The organism is Bacillus sp. FDAARGOS_1420, assembly GCF_019344915.1.
GTDB classification, from domain to species: domain Bacteria; phylum Bacillota; class Bacilli; order Bacillales; family Bacillaceae_G; genus Bacillus_A; species Bacillus_A mycoides.
This window is the reverse complement of sequence record NZ_JAHWJB010000004.1, coordinates 21,664-41,208: the sequence shown is the minus strand read 5'-3', so window position 1 is coordinate 41,208 and position 19,545 is coordinate 21,664. Positions and strand designations below refer to the sequence as shown.

17 protein-coding genes and 2 pseudogenes are annotated in these 19,545 nt (G+C 37.4%); 16 read left to right on the top strand and 3 right to left on the bottom strand.

From position 1 onward, the window contains the following. Positions 1–134 precede the first annotated feature (134 nt). The 3 genes from I6L50_RS31485 to I6L50_RS31475 all read right to left on the bottom strand — a co-directional run bounded on the left by I6L50_RS31485 (position 135) and on the right by I6L50_RS31475 (position 3,253). Positions 135–617 carry a MerR family transcriptional regulator gene (locus tag I6L50_RS31485; protein WP_219304150.1) on the bottom strand — a complete coding sequence of 161 codons (483 nt, stop codon included), beginning with the start codon at positions 615–617 and terminating at the stop codon, positions 135–137. A gap of 647 nt (positions 618–1,264) precedes the next feature. Further along, positions 1,265–2,491: a hypothetical protein gene (locus I6L50_RS31480; protein WP_219304149.1), complete on the bottom strand. Its 1,227-nt coding sequence runs from the start codon at positions 2,489–2,491 to the stop codon at positions 1,265–1,267. Positions 2,492–2,893: 402 nt separating this feature from the next. Further along, a complete protein-coding gene (locus tag I6L50_RS31475; protein WP_000467904.1) occupies positions 2,894–3,253 on the bottom strand; it encodes a helix-turn-helix domain-containing protein in 360 nt (119 codons plus the stop codon). A gap of 101 nt (positions 3,254–3,354) precedes the next feature. On the opposite strand from I6L50_RS31475, the gene I6L50_RS31470 reads away from it, so the two are divergent. The 16 genes and pseudogenes from I6L50_RS31470 (at position 3,355) to I6L50_RS31395 (ending at position 19,540) form a co-directional block, all read left to right on the top strand. After that, positions 3,355–3,564 carry a helix-turn-helix domain-containing protein gene (locus I6L50_RS31470; RefSeq protein WP_219304148.1) on the top strand — a complete coding sequence of 70 codons (210 nt, stop codon included), beginning with the start codon at positions 3,355–3,357 and terminating at the stop codon, positions 3,562–3,564. A gap of 205 nt (positions 3,565–3,769) precedes the next feature. Continuing rightward, the gene (locus I6L50_RS31465) at positions 3,770–6,022 is read left to right on the top strand and encodes a SpaA isopeptide-forming pilin-related protein (protein ID WP_219304147.1); all 2,253 of its coding nucleotides are present in this window, start codon (positions 3,770–3,772) and stop codon (positions 6,020–6,022) included. A gap of 30 nt (positions 6,023–6,052) precedes the next feature. After that, positions 6,053–6,511, top strand: a complete 459-nt coding sequence (locus I6L50_RS31460) for a hypothetical protein (protein WP_257475471.1) — start codon at positions 6,053–6,055, stop codon at positions 6,509–6,511. Positions 6,512–6,617: 106 nt separating this feature from the next. Then, a complete protein-coding gene (locus tag I6L50_RS31455; RefSeq protein WP_219304145.1) occupies positions 6,618–7,082 on the top strand; it encodes a hypothetical protein in 465 nt (154 codons plus the stop codon). Next, positions 7,079–7,324 (top strand): hypothetical protein, encoded by a 246-nt coding sequence (locus tag I6L50_RS31450; protein WP_215559809.1) that lies wholly within the window; start codon positions 7,079–7,081, stop codon positions 7,322–7,324. Before I6L50_RS31455 ends, I6L50_RS31450 begins: the two co-directional genes overlap by 4 nt. Positions 7,325–7,351: 27 nt before the next feature. Continuing rightward, positions 7,352–8,080: a type IV secretory system conjugative DNA transfer family protein gene (locus I6L50_RS31445; RefSeq protein WP_219304144.1), complete on the top strand. Its 729-nt coding sequence runs from the start codon at positions 7,352–7,354 to the stop codon at positions 8,078–8,080. Positions 8,081–8,114: 34 nt separating this feature from the next. Then, positions 8,115–9,554 (top strand): hypothetical protein, encoded by a 1,440-nt coding sequence (locus I6L50_RS31440; protein WP_219304143.1) that lies wholly within the window; start codon positions 8,115–8,117, stop codon positions 9,552–9,554. A 140-nt stretch (positions 9,555–9,694) separates the two neighbouring features. After that, on the top strand, positions 9,695–10,048 hold the full coding sequence (locus tag I6L50_RS31435) for a TrbC/VirB2 family protein (RefSeq protein WP_219304142.1): 354 nt from the start codon (positions 9,695–9,697) through the stop codon (positions 10,046–10,048). Between the two features lie 6 nt (positions 10,049–10,054). Next, positions 10,055–10,375 carry a hypothetical protein gene (locus I6L50_RS31430; RefSeq protein WP_078185700.1) on the top strand — a complete coding sequence of 107 codons (321 nt, stop codon included), beginning with the start codon at positions 10,055–10,057 and terminating at the stop codon, positions 10,373–10,375. A gap of 12 nt (positions 10,376–10,387) precedes the next feature. Further along, positions 10,388–11,062 (top strand): hypothetical protein, encoded by a 675-nt coding sequence (locus tag I6L50_RS31425; RefSeq protein WP_219304141.1) that lies wholly within the window; start codon positions 10,388–10,390, stop codon positions 11,060–11,062. A gap of 3 nt (positions 11,063–11,065) precedes the next feature. After that, positions 11,066–12,883 carry a VirB4 family type IV secretion system protein gene (locus tag I6L50_RS31420; protein ID WP_215559813.1) on the top strand — a complete coding sequence of 606 codons (1,818 nt, stop codon included), beginning with the start codon at positions 11,066–11,068 and terminating at the stop codon, positions 12,881–12,883. Then, a pseudogene (locus I6L50_RS31415) lies at positions 12,880–14,196 on the top strand (VirD4-like conjugal transfer protein, CD1115 family); the annotation flags it as partial. The gene I6L50_RS31420 and the pseudogene I6L50_RS31415, both read left to right, overlap by 4 nt. Positions 14,197–14,756: 560 nt before the next feature. After that, positions 14,757–16,565, top strand: coding sequence for a reverse transcriptase/maturase family protein (locus I6L50_RS31410; protein ID WP_219302876.1), 1,809 nt, complete (start codon positions 14,757–14,759; stop codon positions 16,563–16,565). Between the two features lie 104 nt (positions 16,566–16,669). Further along, a pseudogene (locus I6L50_RS31405) lies at positions 16,670–17,698 on the top strand (type IV secretory system conjugative DNA transfer family protein); the annotation flags it as partial. 2 nt (positions 17,699–17,700) lie between these two features. Further along, entirely contained in the window at positions 17,701–18,606 is a 906-nt protein-coding gene (locus tag I6L50_RS31400) for a hypothetical protein (protein ID WP_215559815.1), read from the top strand. 19 nt (positions 18,607–18,625) lie between these two features. Continuing rightward, entirely contained in the window at positions 18,626–19,540 is a 915-nt protein-coding gene (locus tag I6L50_RS31395; protein WP_219304140.1) for a conjugal transfer protein TrbL family protein, read from the top strand. The last annotated feature ends 5 nt before the right edge of the window (positions 19,541–19,545 follow it).

The following is a 19,545-nucleotide window of genomic DNA, read 5'->3' as shown; positions in this document are numbered from 1 at the left end:
TAAGGAATGGACGGATTCGCCTATCCCAAACGCTTGAACCTATGCAAATAGGTTTGAAGGTCTTCCAAACCTGTTTGCCTGGCTAGCGCCGAGCGAATCCCTTCCAAGCTTGGAAGGGGTTGGGGATGGTTGGCTTACTTCCAGAATTGACACCAGCGTTTCTTTTTTTGCATTGTTTGTTTAGATTCTAGTACTTCTCGTAATGTTTGTATCAATAGTTGATCCCGTTTTTTAATACTTTCATCAATATACTTTCGCAATTCCTCCATTTCTTCTTTAATCTTCGCTATTTCATTTGCTGTTTCAATTGAAGGTAGATTATTTTCAGGTTGTTTGGATTGTTTGTCCTCATTGTTTACAGTGTCCTCTACATCGTTTACAACGTTTAAAACACACTCGGTGATTGTTCCAAATCCCTGTTCATGCAGCTCAATCATTCTCTTAAATAGTTGTACATCTTGGGCTGAATATTGAATTCGCCCATTCTTTTTAGTGAAATCGTGTCCTAGACGCCTGAAATGGACTGTATACGTCCGCAATGTACTAGGGGGGATGTTTAGGGTGTTTACAACGTCCGAACTGTTTAATGGACGTTGTAATGAGATTGCTTGACTCATACAATCAACTCCTAATTATAGTTTTAAAGATTAAGTGAGTTGCTGTAGCAATTCTCGGCGGTTTCTGAAAACCCTTGTGTATCCCTAAAACTAGTCAAGTTTCCCTAAAAGTTTTAATTCTATTTACGAGGTTTGTCAAAAACCCCTATAAATTTCAAATGTTTTAAAGAATAGAGTTTTTATTAATTTTTCACTTGTTTATGTATAAGTTCATTCTATAAGTATTAATGTCAATGATTATATAAAGGGTTCAATAATAATATAAAAGATACAAATACTATATAGATGAAAAGAAAACCTTGGAAACTCTTGTCGCTCTAAGGCTAGATGAATTGTCTAAAAAATTGAATCGAAATACTAACTTATCCATAACTACAACTACAAACTATCCAGTTTCACACAAACTTTATAACAATGTACTAAGGTTTACACAATTTAATTAATATATTACTAACAATTCCACAAGTATTTAGACGTAATTTAGTATATGGAAGTACAAAAAAACAGTAGGGGAAGAAAAATCAAACCTACTGTTTTTTAGAATTATAGGGTAATAGAAAGATTGTCTATTTTATTTCAACATGACAAATAGCCCTGTCTTTAGTAATTTTTTTGAACAAGGCTTATAATCTATTCGTTTTTAAAATTTAAGTAAGTCGGAATGCATTAGGTACATCTATATCATGAGAAATGAGTTCCAGTACAAGTGCATGACGCGTATCATCGTCTAAATATCGTTCCGCCCATGGAATAAACGATTCACGCAGTTTTGCTCGTATCATGCCACCGATTGATTTTATTTTTTCTCCAAGTGCTAAGAAACTTTCACATTGATCCATTGCATAACTCATGGTATAAGTCATAAAATCATCACGAAGTTGTTTGTTTTTAATATATGTAGCGATTCGTGATACTTCTCCTTTATAAGAAACAACAATGTCTTTACGATCTTTAGTAGTTAATGCTATGCCAATGGATTCAAGACGGGCTGTTGCTTCTTTACGCATTTTAGCTTCGGTTGGCTTAATTTCAGCTCGGTCATTTTCAATCACACATGCAGCATTCATACTAACCGTAAATTTAGTGATAACGATTTGTTGGATTTTTTCACGTATACGAGCTATGCGTCCTTTACGTGGGTTTCGAACTTTTTGTATAGCAGCATCAAATTTGAAAACTGGTGAGATAATTTTCAAGTAGTTACGAACTTTTTTTGCATTTCGCCCTAAACGTTCCTTTAAGCCGTCCATGTTGCGAGTGCAATAATAATCTTCAACAGAATTTTTGCTATATTCAAGCTGATGAGTAAAGTGAGTACATAATCCTAAAAATTCAATAATACCTTTGCTATCACGACGAGAAACTAATTCTTTTAAAATAGAAGTCTCTAACAATACATTAGGAATTCGAAAATATGAGAGTTTTTCATCTTTATCTTTTGTTTCCTTTGCTGTACGATTGAATCTTGCATAGTTGCAGATTTCATAGACTGGAATCCCATTTATAAAAAATTCTCTAACAAGTCCAGAATGAAGTAATGCTTGGAAACCAGTATGAATAGTTGTGTAAGGGATATCGGATTCGTTCGCGATAATAGATAGTTTGAAATCGCGAGGAAGTCGCCCTAAATCATTTACCTTATAGTGAAGTAAAATGTAAGTGGCTAATGCGGATGAAGGCAAAGCGTATTCTCCAAGCTTGTTATTTTTGATTAAATATATACGAAGCTCATCAAAGAACTTTGGCCCATGCATGAGGTATTTTGATGTTTTATTTTTTTTGCTAAATTTCATGTTTGTTTTTAAAGTTTTTGTTTCCAACTGAATATTGCTAGTGAAATCACTAGCACTTAGGGTTTCAAAACTAGTTACCATAAAAAAACCTCCTATTTTTTCCACCGCAAATTTACGGAAAAATAGGAGGTTTTATATTCACATTGTATGTGTATTATGGTATAATTTTAATATCAAGTATGACATAAAAAAGAACCACATATACTTATAGTGTGAATTAAAACCCTATCTTTTGGAGTTATTAATTGGTATCGAGTTTGCCGACCTGAACCAATTAATAACTGTGCGGTGGGTTTTTTTTCTGTTTTTTCTTTGATTATTATAATACAGAAATTATGTTAATTTTTCAACTTATATTTAGTATGTTAATGTTGTTTAAGAAATACTTCTACATACTAGTTTAATGTTTTTTTTAAGAATTTACAAATAAGAATTGAATTATGAACCTTAAGAAATTAAGGTTTATAGAAATAGAGGGAAAGGCTATATGCCTTTCCCTCTATTTTTATAATTTAGAAAGTGAACATATTGTATTAGTTCTTGTTCTATTTGATTTTTGAGATCTGGATTTTTGGAAAGTTCTTTATGTAATGTTTGAGCTAATAATGCAATTTCTCTCTTTTCTTTACTTTCATTGTCATTAAATTCTACGGAATTACCTATTAAATAGTCAGTAGAAACATCAAAGAATTGTGCAATTCTAATTAAGGTTTTGTAATCAGGCTCTGTTCCAACATTTTCCCAATTAGATACATTTGTTTGTTTAACACCGAGTACTTCTCCAAGTTGTCTCATACTTAGCTTTTTATTTTTGCGTAATTCTTTTAGGCGTTGGCCAAACATATAAATCCGCCCTTTCATTAAAAAATAGTTAAAAAATTAATTATAATTAAGTTGACTTTAGGCTTTAAGCCGAATACAATGTAAATAAGGGGGGTGACGATTTGACTACAATACGTAAAATACGTGAAACTAAAGGATTTAGTATTAAAGATGTTGCAACTATTTGCGATATTCCAGTAACTACTTTATATGATGTAGAGACTGGGAGAAAAGGAGTATTATCCAAAAGAGCACAAAAAATTTCTGACCTTTTAGGCGAGCCATTAGACAGATTATTTATTCCGACGTATTATCGAGCTAAAATCACATAATTCCAATTAACTTGATAAGTATACCTATATAATATACATTCAATGTACATTGTATAGGAAATAGGAAAGATTTCAATCATTTTTAACTGCAAGTAGAAACTATGTTCATGAAGTATATTTTTTTGTTCAACTTAGACTGAATTTTTTTAATATTAAATCTAATTAGATCTTTGAAAATTTCATACTCAAAAAGGAGCTACTAACAATGACGAAAAGATTCGTGTATTCCAAATCCTTGGCCTTGGTGATGAGCTTATGTATGTTCTTCATCAGTGTACTGATTCCGATGAAATCTGCGAGTGCGGAGGTGATTCATCGTGAAAATTACGAGATGAATTGGGCTTACAGTCCACAATACGGAAAAAATGTCCGTACAGAGCTTTTGAAAAACGCCAGTGGTCAAATTGCGTATTGCTTGGTATACGGGCTCAAGTCTCCAAATGGTACAGATTTACCAGAGGTAGGACGAACGGATGATGTTGTCTACCGTGTACTATTAAATGGATATCCGCAAAAAACGCCTGAACAACTAGGAGTTTCTACATGGCAACAGGCTCATTACGCCACGCAGTTGAGTATCTGGCATGCACTTGGACAAATCAATACAGGTGAGTTGCAATTTAAAGATGCAGCTGTGGAGCAAGCAACGAAAGCCATTACGTATGCGGCGGATCATACAGGAGACACACAAGATGTTTATATGAATGTACAACCGACAGATAAGCAAGAAGCTACGTTACATGGTGAGTATTTTGAAACCACAACATATGCTGTAGAAACGAATGCAAAAAAAGGTGAGTACAAGATTCAATTGCAAGAATCACCAGCTGGAACACGAGTTGTCACAGAACAGGGGGAAGCAAAAGAAACATTCCAACTAGGTGAAAAATTCCGTGTACAAGTGCCGAAATCCTCTAAAAGTGCGGAATTGTCATTACGAGTAACTGCCAACCTGACCAATCAACATGCGGTGATGTATAAAGGTACAAGTGTGATTCAGGATGCAACGGTTCTATTAGAACGTAGTCAAGAGAAAGTAAGTCAGGATTTACAAGTCTTTTGGAAAGCGGTAGGCGGTTTGAAAATCCTTAAAGTGGATGAAAACAAGAAACCACTGGCAGGAGCAGTATTTGAGGTGTTAGCTAGCGACCAGAAGAGTATGGGAACGATTACAACAAATGACAAGGGCATTGCCTCTTTAGATAATATTGAGATTGGAACCTATGTCGTGAAAGAAGTAAAAAGTCCTGTGGGTTACGTGTTACAGGATACACCACAAACAGTGGAAGTAAAAACAGGTGAAATCGCAAACATCACAGCGGAGAATCACAAAATAAAAGGGAATGTGAAAATCAAGAAGTTGAGTGATAATGGGAAAGTCCTTCCGAACGTTGAGTTTACCGTATATACAGCGGATGGAAAAGAAGTAACAAAAGTTGTGACAAATGAGCAAGGAATTGCAAAAGTAGAGAATCTTCCTTTCAATAAGTACTTCTTTAAAGAAACGAAAGGAGTAGAAGGCTATCTTGTAAACGAAACGAAATATCCATTCGAAATTAGCGAACAAGGGAAAACGCTCACTTTCACGGTAGAAAATAAAGAAGTAAAAGGACATGTTCAGCTTCTGAAAGTGGATGCAGAGAATTCAGAGAAGAAACTAGCAGGTGTCACGTTCCTTCTACAAAACAGTGAAGGAAAGATAGTCCGCGAACATACAACAGATGAGAACGGACTTATTAAAGTAGAAAACCTTCCGTTTGGATCTTACACATTTGTAGAAAAGAAAACGTTAGAAAACTATGTATTAGCAAAAGAGCTAATTCCGTTCCAAATCACAGAACAAGGAAAGACAATGGAATTGGTGACAAAGAATAAGCAAATTAAAGGGGAATTAGAACTAACGAAGGTTGATATCGCAGATGGAAATAATAAATTACCAAATGCAGAGTTTACGATTTTTAATGAAAAAGGTGAAGAAGTTGTAAAGGGAAAAACAAACGAGCAAGGAATGGCAACATTCAAACTTCCGTACGGGAAATACACATATAAAGAAACGCAAGCGCCAGACGGATATGTCTTACATGAAGAAACATTCTCTTTTGAAATCAAAGAAGAGGGAGAAATCATTAAGCATACAGTGAAAAATGCAAAGAAACCAGTACCAACGCCAGAAACACCAGAGAACCCAACACAACCAGAGAAAGAACAAAAACCTGAAGTGCCAGCACCGACACCAGAGAAACCACAGCCTGAACAACCAAAAGTAGTAGAACAGCTTGTAAAAGAAAAGCCAATTGTGAAAGCAGCAGAACCAGCACCAAAGAAAGTAGAACATAAGCTTCCAACAACGGGTGGAAAAGCAGAGAATCCGTATTGGATGTGGATTGGTGGAGTTGTGATGTTATTAGGTGGACTTGTAGCAATTCGAGCGTATCGTACACAAAAAGCGAATAAGTAGGAAGTCGCTTTTAGGAAAGGAGGAAGCGTGATGAGATATCGATTAGGCTATGATTATGTATTTATACCAAATGAACCGATTGTGTATAAAGGAGAGGACGTGAGCTCCATGAGTGTCGATGTGTTGTTTCAAGTATTTGATGAAAACGGACAGGAGCGATTGTTTGAGGGGAAGGAATTGACAGATCAATGTCTTCTCTTGAAAAACGGATCATCTTGTTATCTAACAGAGTTAGTAAGATGTTCGTTTGACAAAGAAACGATTCTATCTTTTGAACGAAATCAGCGTTTACTAGAAGGCAGCGGTTACACAATAGAATGGACAATTGATTCGTATGCCGAAGCTGTAGGAATCGGTTATTCTGAAGCACAGGAAATTTCAAAAGAAGAATGGATGGACATTATGACGCAGTATCGAGAGCTGTTTGATAATCGGGATAATGAATCGGCACAAAGTGTGGCGTATTTTACCGAGAAAGTAACGGTTTGACACAAGTAAATGAATGATTTTCAACGACAAAGGGTTGGTGGGAAACGGAACAGTATAAAGGGTGTCAGTTGAAAGAATCCATCTAAAATAGAAAGTAGGGAGAAAAATGCGTGGTGTAAGCATGGATAACAAAAATCAGAAGCAATTTGTAGGCGGTACAGTTGGGAAAGGAAAAAAGTATACCTTACACATTGATGAATATATGCAGGCAATGGCAATTGCGAGAACATTTGTCAAACCAGCGGAACGAGAAGGGTTTTGGGTAGAATCGGCTATAGAATTATTAGCAGGCTGTATGATGTATTTTCAAAAAAAGAGTGGAGAACTTCTGTATGTTGATGTAGACCAGACATTAGATTTGCTACAGAAAGCAACCGAACAAGAGGAATATGTAACAGAGTTAATGACGTCAATTGGAGAGAATCACCCATCGTATCATATTTTTAAGAAAATTGATCATTCAGAACGTATGACAAGGACAGGGATTATTGAACAGTTAGTTTCCATTCTTCGGAAACACTGTATCTATCAGCAATATCCAAAAAGGCTAGGAAGGGGAGAGGGGATATGAGTCAGCCATTGAAGAAACACTCCTTGGTGGTTGGAAAGTCTGGAGAAGGAATGAGTCAAATCTATATTTTTGAAAGGGAAAATATTGAGTTGGTACAGGCAAAGGAATATCTGTCCCAAGAAAGGCTTCAGAAAGATTCTTATGAGGCGGAAGAAACGTTCCATTTTTTTAGAGGGTGTAAGAATGCATGTTTACTAGCCATTCCAACATGGATAGCTATATTACTGATATGGTTTCTATAATGAAAATCCGAAAGATAGGTGAAAGAAATGTTAATCGGGTCTACTGAAATCAAGTTTGAAAAAGAAAAGCATTCGAATGTGTACGTCGTTGGTCCTACTGGCGCAGGAAAAACACGATGGTATACCATTCCAAATGTAAAGCAAGAAGAAAAGAACATCATCGTTGTAGAGAGTAGGAAAAAGGAAATCTATTATGCTACCAATCAAACAAAGGCTGAGCAGGGATATGAAATCGTACAATTGGATCTTCTTCATCCGCAATTTGAAGAACGCTTACAAGACATTATAGTGAACGCTACACAACAAAAGTTTGTGTTATATATCTCTGCTAATCTATTTGATAGTACGTATCAAGAGCGGGGAGAGCGTCTTCAAAAGGTTTTTGACCTACTACAAGAAAAAACATTAGAAAGAGATGTACACCTTTATTTAGAAGAATATGAGTTGTATCCCATTCCTAATCTCTTGCATGTTCTACAAGTTGTAAAAGCTAAAGGAATTCATGTTTCCATGATTGTTCAGTCACACGCTGTTCTCCAACAGATTTATGGGAAACATGTTGCCAATCAAATTGCTGGGGATTGCAATCAAACGCTATTTTTTGGCACAAATAGTATGGATGATGCAAAATATTTTAGTCGAATGAGTGGATATGATCAAATGGAGCTTTTTTTACTACAAAATGAAGTGATTGTACTCGATACGTATTATCTTCCACGAAAAATACCAATTAAGCAGGTAGATTGCAATCACTAGATGACTAGAGAACTATACAAATGGAGGGTTCAAAATGACTAAGAAACAAGCATTTCTGAAAAGAGTCACAATTGTAAGTGGGACAGTGCTTGCGCTGTCTGCTCTTACTGGGTGTTTTGGAAAAGAAGAAGCGTCATCTAAAGAAAAAAGCAAAAAGAAAACGGAAGAAGTAAAAAAAGAGAAGAAGCCTGAGAAGGAAAAGGAGAAGTCAGAGAAAGAGAAGGAGAAGGAGGGAGAAAAAGAATCGCATCCTACTGATGAAAATGTCATGCATGTATCTTCTAAAAAAGAATCTTCACCTATCTCTACCACTATAGCGAAAAAATATTTAACAGAAGATGAGACGAAGCAATTAACAACTATTCTTCAAACGAATCAAAAATCGAAAATAGAGCAAGAGAAGTTACCAACGCCTGCAATCGAACCATCACCGCCAGTTATCTTGACACCATTAGGAAATACATCAAATTTGAAAAAATCCATTTCACTTGAAAAATTTACTCCACCAACCAATATAGAAAAGCCAAAGGTGAAGGTAGAACTGCAAACAGAACCCGATAAGCCTACGCCACCAACAGATGATGGAGGAGATAAACCGAAACCTCCCGTAGAACCGACTACAGAGCCAGAAAAGCCGAAACCAATCGTAGATAGCGAAGCACCAAAAATGACAGTAAAAGAGAATCTAACGGTACAAAAAGGACAGAATCTGAATCCTCATCATTTGGTTACCGTAACCGACAACATGGATCAGAGTCCGTTATTGTCGATTAACGGGAACTATGACACAAGTCAAACTGGGGAAATGCAGGTAGAAGTGGTTGCCATTGATCAAGTAGGTAACCGTTCTAGTATCAGGGTAACAGTAACCGTTATTGACCCCGAAGCAGATAAGGATAGGGAAGCGCCTGTGATCAAACCGAAAGAGAATATTACAGTGACAGTTGGTCATATTCTTTCCGCACAAGATTTAGTTACTGTAAGTGATAACAAGGATGCGAATCCAATTGTTTCTGTCGGTAAGTACGATACAAGTAAAGCAGGAGAGATACAGGTAGAAGTCATTGCGGTAGACCGCTCTGGAAATCAGGCAAGTGTCATGGTTACGGTGAAAGTAATAGATGTAAATGAGAATAAGGACACGGAAGCGCCTGTAATTACACCAAAAGAGAATGTCACCGTAAAAGTCGGAGCGAAATTATTACCACAAGATTTGGTTACCGTACAAGATAATCAGGATGCAAACCCTACAGTAACGATTGGAGCGTATGATACGAGCAAAGCAGGAGATATTTCAGTAGAAGTGATGGCAGCCGATCAAGCAGGAAATCTTTCTGTTACGAAAGTGGTAGTCAAAGTAGTAGAAGAACAAAAGCAAGACCCACCTGTTGAACCACCAAACGAACCCGAGAAACCATCATCTACAGAAGACACATCCAAGCAGGTGCCAATTGAACAAGGAGGGCAAGTGTAGTGGGAATGGGGGATGCTGTTTATGCAAACATGCTCTATACAGCTCAGCAAAGTAAGAACGGGCAGGTGTTTATCATTGACCCAAAGTCGAATGGGAGAGAGCTGGACTAAAATGGGGAGAGAAGAAAGGGAGTGGTTACGATGAAACAAAAGGTAAAGAATCTATTTCAAAATAAAATCATTTGGCAGTATGCAATGTTTGCGATGGTATGTGTCATTTTATTTACTCCACATACTGCTTTTGCCGCTGGTGAAGAAGACCAGATTAAAACAAAGATTAAAAGTATTGTAGATGCTGTTTCGACTATTATTCTATTCGTTGCGCCATCCGTTGGAGCTTGTATGTTTGGATGGAAAGGAATCAAAATGAAGCTCGCAAATAACCCATCGGAGAAAGCAGAATGCAAAGGCGATATGCTATCGATTGTGATGGTGACAGGCGTTATTTTTATGGGAACATTAATTATGAATTTTGTAGTTGGAAAGTTGAGGTAAAGCAAGATGAGTCCAAAACACATTCATATTCCAAAAAATATTGATGCGAAGTTTGAGTTGATTCCGAATACAGGCATAGGGTGGAGGGAGATAGGCTACTATCTTCTCTTCCTTCCTATTGTTGGCGGAACATTGTATTTGTTACCGATTCATATTTTTGTGCAACTTGGATTAGGTTTAGTCTTGTTCGTTCTATTTACGGGGTTACTTGTGCTACCAGCGATTCAAGGATGTAACGTGAAAGCAGGTGCGTACTTGCTAGATGTATTTCGTTTTCATCAGCGAAAAAGAAAAAAGCAAACGATCTTGTTATATAAAAAAGAGTAGGTAGGTGAGAAAATGGTTTTCCAAAAATGGCAAGAAAATCGAAAACAGAAACAACAAGCAAAACGTACACAGGATTTAATTCCGATTCAAACGTTGTATCATCAAGCGATTCTGACGAAGAAGCAAACCTTGATTGTGGGAATGCGGGTAGGGACGATGAACTTGGAGTTAATGGGTGAGGAAGACAAACTAGAATTGATGGAGGAATTTGGTGCGATTGTATCAGGGATTCCATGTGAATTTCAAATTGAAGTACTGGCAGAACCTGTTGATTTATCGGATTATGTGGAAGATCAGAAACAAAAGATAGAAGAAGAATCGAATGCCATGCGTCAATTATTAAGAAGTGGATATGTTTCTTATCTAGAGAACTCCTCACACGCTCAGAATACGCTGAAAAAGGCACACTACCTTCTTTTAAGGGAGAAAGTACAGGGGAATGAAGAAAGTATCCAGAACGGGATGGAAACACTGTTAGAAAGAGCGGAGATGTTACGAGAGAATTTGACAGAACTTTCAGAAGACGGTCTAGAATGTCATATCTTAAATGCTCATGAGATTGTTCAAATTCTTCAGGTGCATTTTAACAACTATCAAGCACGTATTAACCGTTTTAAAGAAGTGTCCTCGCCCTATATTACAGTGAAACATGCTAAAAGTAGACAAAACATAAAAGGAGGGGAATAGCGAATGTTCCGATTTAAGAGAAAAGAGAAAAAAGAAGAACCAACCTTTCACCGTTTTTCTGTAGCGGATCAGATTGCACCAGCTATATTTGAGGAAGAAATAGATTATATCCGGGTGGGAGAGGGATATGAGCGTATCCTTTGTATGACGGATTATCCATCAGGTAGCTACATGGGGTTCTTATCCAAATTGTATCGGTTAGAAGGAAATATCTCCTTTACCTATCATGTAGAACCAACTTCTTCTGCTGATATGATTAAGAACTTTAGTAATTCGATTGAAGAGTTAGAAGCAAGATTGCTGTCGGGAAAATTAAATCCTGAAATGAGAAAACGAGCGGAACAGGAATTAGAGAGTGCCAATAATATGTTAGAGGATTTAGTTGCAAATGATACGGGTGGCATGTTACTGGTGCATTTCCTGATTCGGCTTCATGCCGAGAGTCTCGAACAGCTAAAGAAATTAACGGATAAGGTAAACAATGCGTTTTCAGCTCGTAATCTCTTTGCCTATGTGCCTAGTGCACGTATGCAAGATGCTTTTGAATCCTGTTTGCCCATTCTGGAAAATAAGGTAGGAGAATATACGAGAAGAAATATGGATACAAAAGCATTCTCAACTTTCTTTCCTTTTGATGAAACCGAGTTGTTTACGAAGCGTGGGATTGCGATGGGAAGAAATATCAAAACAAAATCGCTCATTGTAGTGAATAAATGGGAATTACAGAACCGAAATGGGATTATTTTAGGTCAATCGGGGTACGGAAAAACCAAATTGAAGCAAATGTTACTGATGCGTGATTTTATGGAAGGGATTCGGATTTTTAACATGGATCCAGAAGGAGAAGATAGTGAATTTGTTGGAAAACTCGGTGGTCAGGTCATTGAACTGTCCAATACCACAGATACGCGTGTCAATCCGTTACACGTGTTTTATGAGCGAGATACAAAAAAGAAAGGAAATCCATTACTTGAGCATTTAGAAAGAGTGAAGATTTTTTTCAAGATTATGCGTCCGTCTATGACGATTGATGAATTAGCGGTATTAGATGCTTACTTGGTGGAATTATACGAATCAGAGCCTTTTCGCATGACATTTGATACAGACTTTGAGCAAAAGAAATCGAAGGATTTTCCTGTTTTAGCAGATTTATATGCGCTATTGATGAAAAAAATCGAGGAAGGAGACGACACATTAAAGTTGTTCTCCTATGTACTGAAACAATACGTTTCAGGTGCAAATAATCGTATTTTTAATGGACCTACCAATGTAGATTTACGTAATCAACTCATTTCGTTTGATATTTCCAGACTAGGAGTCGGTTCAGCTTTACAATCTTGTGCGATGTTCAATGCGACTTCGTTTCTATGGGATGAGATTACGAGAACAGCAGGGAGAAAGACATTGTTTTTAGATGAATTACACGTATTCGCAGACCCGTCTAATCCGCAAAGTATGGAATTCATTTATCAGATTTGGAAGCGGATTCGAAAGTATGATGGAAGCGTATGGGGTGCAACACAACAGGTAGAAGAATTACTCCGAGCGAGTGATGGGAAAAAGAATTACGGGGGAGCGGTTATTGAAAATAGTTTAATGAAAATGTTCTTACCACTTGCAGAAAAATCCATTCACGATTTGATGACGCAGGCGCAGATCAAATTTTCAGACAGTGAACGAAAAATTTTAAAACCTCGTAAGAAAAATAAAGGAGAAGGAATTTTTATCTATGCGGATAAACGTGTCCACCTTCTTATTGAACCAACAGAGGTGGAATGGGAACTGATGGGCGGAAAACCAAAAGAGGGGGAAGCGGGATGAGTATGAAGGAAAAACCCCTTGCGGATTCTCGGAAAACATTTTGGTTGTCAGTCGGAATGATTTTCAGTTTCTGTCTCTTAATTGATTATGTGGTGGCATTTGGCCTTCGAATGATTGATTTTTTATTAGAACATAAAGACGAGTTAATGGAGTTGCCAGATGGTACAGCAAAAGACCTTGCGGTCACCTACTTGACGAGTCCAATCGAAACCGTATCGTTCGCAATAGGACTCGAACTGTATCAATATGCACAACTTATCCTACTCGGTATTTTCGCTTATACAACCTTTCAAACATGGAGAAAATTAAAACCACATACGGTGGAAGATGCAAGCGAATACGGAGGATTAGGGAGTGCTTCTCTTTCAAACGAGGTAACCATTTTTGATGAACAAAATATTACTGCGGATAAGGAAGAAGAAGGCACTGTTTTAGCAGTCTATAATGATAAATTGATGATTCATAAGAAAAAAAGTCGGTTAAACCGAAATGTATGTGTAGCTGGTGGATCAGGGACAGGGAAAACAAAATGCTATATCTTAAACAATGTCGTGAATACGAAAAACAAATCGATTGTCGTGTCAGATCCCAAAGGGGAAATCTATGAACTTACTTCTCGTGAGAAGAGAGCGCAGGGGTATGAAGTGTACCTCATTAATTTTTCAAATATGGCATTATCCGATATGTATAACTCAATTGATTATGTAGGACTGGATGAAGATGCTGAAAAATTTGCAACGACATTGGTGTTAGGAGGAGAAGAAGGACCGCAATCGGGAGATAGTTTTTGGCAGGACCAAGCGATTTCCTTGATTACGGCAGGCATTTTATATGTACGGGAAAATCTGCCGAAAGAACAGCATTCGATGGACACGGTATACGATTTCTTGACAGAACCTTCTGAGAAACAATTAAAGAAACGATTTGCCAATTTAGAGGAAGATTCTTCTGCTCGTATGGCGTTTGGCGTGGTGAAGAATGCGACAGATAAAACATGGGGCGGAATTGTGAGTAACGCAGCCAAGGCAATGAAACTATGGAAATTAAAATCGGTTCGTACGTTTTCAAAACATAGTAGCTTTCAACTAGCGGATATTGGGAAACGTAAAATTGCCTTATATGTGGTCATTCCAGTAGCCGACCGTACGTATCGAGCATTAATCAATACATTTTTTGCTCAATTATTTCAAGAATCATATGCGTATGCGGATACGAATCATAATCAATTACATGTACCTGTGCGCTTTTTACTAGATGAGTTTGCGGTGCGCCCATACGGGCATATAAGAAATCTCTGTGGGAAAGAGATAGGAGTCTGCGCTTAACCTATTCGTTACCTTGCTTACCGAAAAAGAGAAATCTGGACGGGACCAGAGCATGTAAGGAAAGCTCTAAGTTGCCCAAATGACCTAGGCACGACTGAAGAGCAAAACGAAACGTTGTAAATAAGGATGAAAGCTAAACTGCTTCAACCATAGTTTAAGAGGGAGTATCGTCGCCCGTGGTGAAAGGGTCATTGATAAGCCACGTTACTTGAGCGTGAGAAAATTTGTCGAATTTCTCATGAAACACACTTAAAAGTGTGGGCAGAACAAAAGTAACTCAACCTGAGCATCAGGAAACAAACGAAGATGGCATCCGATATTACAACGCCCTTGTTCTTATATGTACTAAATGGGGATTACCTAAGTTGGAGTGCCTAGCAAGTAGGCTATTGAGGATGATACCAAGTGTAAAAAGCAAGGTGTGTGGCTCATGAAAATCCAATACGGTAACGGAGCTTTCGTAGTAGTCAGAGCATAGGAAAGCTATGTACAGGGCGAAGGAAAGCAGTCTATTCGACTAATTACAAAGAAGGAAGGAGCGAGAGGCTTTGAGAAATCCTGAAATTGTATTAGGAAATCTAGTAAAACATAGTACAGATAAGAACTATAAATACATGAAAATTTATAGGAATTTGTACAATCCATTATTTTATCTTAACGCCTACCAAAATATTTATGCTAAAGAAGGAAATATGACGATTGGAACAGATAACCAAACAATAGATGGTATGTCCATGAATCGAATACAACGTATTATCGAAAAGATGAAAGATGAATCATATCAGCCGAATCCAGCTCGAAGGGTGTACATTCCAAAAAAGAATGGACAACGAAGGGCATTAGGGATTCCGTCAATAGATGACAAATTGGTACAAGAAGTCCTTAGGAATATTCTGGAATCTATATATGATCCTACTTTTAGCAATCGCTCTCATGGTTTTAGGCCAAATATGAGTTGTCATTCAGCTTTATTGCAAATTAAGGGTTCATTCACAGGATGTAGATGGTTTATTGAAGGGGACATAGAAAAATTCTTCGATAATATCAGTCATCACGTCTTGATAGGAATATTGAGGAAACGAATTCAAGATGAAAAACTCATAGCACTCATATGGAAGTTCTTAAAAGTAGGATACGTGGAAGATTGGAAGTATCACAAAACATATAGTGGTACACCGCAAGGTGGAGTTATAAGTCCAATATTGGCAAACATTTACCTAAATGAACTGGATGAATATATGGAAGAGTTCAAAAAGGATTTTGATATAGGAAAATCTAAAAGAACTAATCCAGAATATAGTCTGATTCAAAAAGAAATTCGTATTCTTAACGAACAAATCCAAAATGAGAAGCAAGAGAAAAAACAAAAAGAGCTGATAAAACAAAGAGCTGAGGCTATTAAAAGTAGAGATAATATGGAAGCAAAACTCCCGGTTGATGAAAAATATAAAAGAATTCAGTATGTAAGATATGCAGATGATTTCCTAATAGGAATAATAGGGAGCAAACAGGATGCAAGAGACATAAAAAAGAATCTCACCGAATTTCTAAGGGATAAATTGAAGCTAACTTTATCCGAGGAAAAAACAAAAATTACTAATACTCGTGAGAAAGTAAGATTTTTAGGATATGACATTAAAATATTAAACGACAATGCGGTGAAAAGAAGAGCAGACGGTCGAAGAACACGCCCATATAAAGGGAAATGTGAATTGTATATGCCCACTCACTCGTTATATCAACGGTTAATGAAAAAAGGCATTATACAGATTTCCCAGCGTACAGGAAAATGGAAACCGATGCATCGATCAGAGCTGTTGGGACTGGATCCGATTGAAATCCTAAGAACTTATAATGGTGAAATTCGAGGCACGTATCAATACTATCAATTGGCAGTAAATGTATGTCATCTAAATAGTTATAAATATTTCTTAGAATATTCGATGTACAAAACTTTAGCTAATAAATATAGGACCACTTTAGCAAAGGCAAAAAAGAAGTTTATGGTAGAAGGCGTTTTTACAATTTTCTATAAAACAAAAAAGGGAATTAAGTCTGAAATACTCTATAATAAAGGGTTTCAAAGACGCAAGACACCGATAAATAATGGGAATGTGAATTATTTTCCAAGTGAGAATCAAAATATGGCATCAACCTCTCTTATTCAACGCCTAATGGCGTATAAATGTGAGTGGTGTAAAAAAGAAACTTCAGATTTAGAAGTGCACCATGTTAGAAAATTAAAAGACCTAAAAGGTAAAAAGTGGTGGGAGAAACAAATGATAGCCCGCCAAAGAAAGACAATGGTGTTATGTAAAAGATGTCATGTTGATTTGCATATGGGCAAACTAGACTGAATAGATGGAGAGCCGTATACCTTGAGAGGGGTACGTACGGTTCGGTGGGGAGTTCTTGGAAACCTATCATAGAAATATGGAAAGGCGCTGGGTTCTTACCTTACAATATCGGAAAAATTCCAGATTTTGCTGAGCGTCTATCTACGACACGTTCCTACGGTATAGAGGTATCCATCATTATACAGGCTATGGGGCAATTGATGGATCGCTATGGGGAAAAACAGACAGATGAGATTATGGCCAATTGTGATACTACCCTTTTTTTAGGAACAAATGACCTCGGCACAGCGAAATATTTCTCAGAACGATTGGGTGTGACGACCAAAAGGTTGCGAAACGATAGCCAAACACCGGGAGAATTTGATAGCAATCAACAATCGTATACCTACGTACAGAGACCGCTTAAGACACCCGATGAACTCTTGAATCAGATGGATGAGAATGAGTGCTATGTCTTCCGACGTGGGAAACTACCGATTCATGCGCAAAAAGCATGGATAGACAATTGGTTTGCAGACCAAGTAGGAGAAAAGGCAGACATGGGATGGCATTTAAAAGAGAAGTCAGCAGAATCGAGTATACCAAAAGAAGAAAAGTCAAAAGAAACGGTAGATTCGTCCTTTGTATCAGAAGATGAAAAACAGGAAGATAATCAAGACGAATCGCAAGCATCTGTACCAAGTGAAGGAGAAGTACAGGAAACAACGGAAACACCAGAAAGTGAGAAACAGAAGGAGGAACAAAAGACCGAAGAAACCGTATCCTTACCCATTACGGTGAAACGAGAACTATGGGGAGACGAGGTGTTACAACCTGTACAGGTAGAAAAGAAAAATGGACGGATACATGCTTCGTATACGATGGAATTAGAAGCGGAGGAAGAAGGAGAAGAGGGCGTTCAGTTTCTTGTACAGAAGCATCCAGCTTGTATGATGACAGATATAGAGTTTGGTCCTCACCATGACGTAACGGAAACGGAAGAACAGTTTCTGATACAGGTGAAAGAAGCGATCCAGGACATTACACTCAGTCTGATTTATAAAGAAAAGAAACGAGATTTTTCGCCAGTGGAACATATCGAAGAGAAAGAAGTGCAAAGAAGGAAAGAACAAAAAGAAAAAGCGGAGGTGTAGGTATGATTATTGTATTTGGGGACGGGACGGTAGAGGAAACCGCTACAGAATATGTGTATCGGTTTTCGAAAACAAAGTTAAAACAAGAAGCTCCATTTGACAGAATCACACAAACCAAATCGTATTTGTTACCGTGTACCTTTGCGGAAATTATACGAGGAGATGTCATACTTCGGTATGAAAAAGAACCTCATTTGTTATCGTTTTCTCGTATCCAACAAGAAAATGAAGCTATCAAACGGAAAGTGGTGTCTCGCTTGGTCCACCTCTTCCAAACACATCAAGAAACGATGCTCCTCCCCATTCCAGACAATATTTTTTACACGAAGAAAGGGGAAGTGAAACTCATGTATCAAGCGATGGAACACATGCCTGTAACGGGATTTAATCGAAATGATAGGTTGACCCATACGAAACGTTTACTTGCCTTTGCTTTTTCGAATGAATCATTTGAAGCTTGCATGCTTCAGTCAGTAGAAATGAGAAATGAATTCTTACAACATATCTATCAATCTACAACATGGGAAGCGTTGCAAGAACTCGTGAAAGAACCAGAAGAAACGGAAGAAAAACAAAAAAAGAGAAAGAGAAATTGGTCATTCGCACCCTTCTCTTTCCCTCTTTCCACCAAGTTATGTGTCGCTTTGTTGACACTATCGGTTTCCTGTAATTTGTATGTTATCACAAAAGACAGTATCCAGCCACCGATGGCGAATGCGAAACAGGATGAACAAAGTGAAAAACAAAAGAAACAAATACAAATGCTAGAACAAGAGAAAACAAAGTTACAAAAAAAAATGCAGGATAAAGAATCTGAAATCAAAGAAATTGTGGGACAACTGAAAATTGTCATTGAAGAAAATAAAAAGTTACAACAAAAACAAGCGACTGTGCCTCCCGCACAGTAACAAAAAGGAGTGAACGTGCATGTGGCAAGCGGTGAAAGACTTTTTTACAACGGTAACGAATCCCATTGAAGCCTTTTCTCGGTGGATTGTGGAATTGTCGATTCAGCTCTTAAATTTTTTCTTAGGTTCGATTGTGAGTGTCACGAAAATTGATACGGAATATCAAAAGGTACAGGTGATACAAGATGTATTTTCTTGGGTTCGTTTTCTCGTCTATGCCTTAGTAGGAGTCATTGTCCTTCATCAATTATTTAAACAATACTTAGCGATTTCTACGGGTTCGATTCAAAGAAGAACAACGTCTCAAATCATGGGGGACATTGGAAAGTTTGCGTACCGCCTCCTGATGTTACCGTTATTTTTAGACATCATGATTAAACTAAATTCTTTTTGGGTTGGATTTATTTCAGATAAAGGGCTGGTAGTTGATCAATTTGTAGAGTTTTTGGGATTAAAAAAAGACGGAGGTGATAAAACCGTTAGTGAAATTGTGTTAGGAAATATCGCACAGACGTATCAATTACAAATGGCAGGAACGGTTGTATTTGTCGCTATTTTCTTTTTAGTATTACTCGCTATCTTGTTTGTCTTAATGTACATTCAAATGATTATGAGACTTGGGCAAATTGTCTTTTGTTATGTGTTAATACCGTTTGTAGCCTTATCCGCTTTAAATGAAGAGATGGATATGTATTCAACTTGGTGGAGAGAAACGATTGCTATTGTGGGAACAGCAGCCGCCCAAGTCAGTTTCTTATATTTAGGTCTCAATTGTATGTTATCGGGTCACGCCATTTTAGGAACAGGTATTTTAATAGGGGTTGTGACAACACCAGCCGTGTTACAAAAATTTGTCTATTCTACAGGTGTGGCAAGTGGTACAGGAAGCATGATGAAATTTATGACACGTCAAGTGCTGATGAAGAGGAGATGATGAAA

Bases quoted from the DNA above. Each gene is read 5' to 3' on its own strand.
- I6L50_RS31485 (WP_219304150.1), bottom strand. From the start codon at position 617: ATGAGTCAAGCAATCTCATTACAACGTCCATTAAACAGTTCGGACGTT.
- I6L50_RS31480 (WP_219304149.1), bottom strand. From the start codon at position 2,491: ATGGTAACTAGTTTTGAAACCCTAAGTGCTAGTGATTTCACTAGCAAT.
- I6L50_RS31475 (WP_000467904.1), bottom strand. From the start codon at position 3,253: ATGTTTGGCCAACGCCTAAAAGAATTACGCAAAAATAAAAAGCTAAGT.
- I6L50_RS31465 (WP_219304147.1), top strand. From the start codon at position 3,770: ATGACGAAAAGATTCGTGTATTCCAAATCCTTGGCCTTGGTGATGAGC.
- I6L50_RS31460 (WP_257475471.1), top strand. From the start codon at position 6,053: ATGAGATATCGATTAGGCTATGATTATGTATTTATACCAAATGAACCG.
- I6L50_RS31455 (WP_219304145.1), top strand. From the start codon at position 6,618: ATGCGTGGTGTAAGCATGGATAACAAAAATCAGAAGCAATTTGTAGGC.
- I6L50_RS31450 (WP_215559809.1), top strand. From the start codon at position 7,079: ATGAGTCAGCCATTGAAGAAACACTCCTTGGTGGTTGGAAAGTCTGGA.
- I6L50_RS31445 (WP_219304144.1), top strand. From the start codon at position 7,352: ATGTTAATCGGGTCTACTGAAATCAAGTTTGAAAAAGAAAAGCATTCG.
- I6L50_RS31440 (WP_219304143.1), top strand. From the start codon at position 8,115: ATGACTAAGAAACAAGCATTTCTGAAAAGAGTCACAATTGTAAGTGGG.
- I6L50_RS31435 (WP_219304142.1), top strand. From the start codon at position 9,695: ATGAAACAAAAGGTAAAGAATCTATTTCAAAATAAAATCATTTGGCAG.
- I6L50_RS31430 (WP_078185700.1), top strand. From the start codon at position 10,055: ATGAGTCCAAAACACATTCATATTCCAAAAAATATTGATGCGAAGTTT.
- I6L50_RS31425 (WP_219304141.1), top strand. From the start codon at position 10,388: ATGGTTTTCCAAAAATGGCAAGAAAATCGAAAACAGAAACAACAAGCA.
- I6L50_RS31420 (WP_215559813.1), top strand. From the start codon at position 11,066: ATGTTCCGATTTAAGAGAAAAGAGAAAAAAGAAGAACCAACCTTTCAC.
- I6L50_RS31400 (WP_215559815.1), top strand. From the start codon at position 17,701: ATGATTATTGTATTTGGGGACGGGACGGTAGAGGAAACCGCTACAGAA.
- I6L50_RS31395 (WP_219304140.1), top strand. From the start codon at position 18,626: ATGTGGCAAGCGGTGAAAGACTTTTTTACAACGGTAACGAATCCCATT.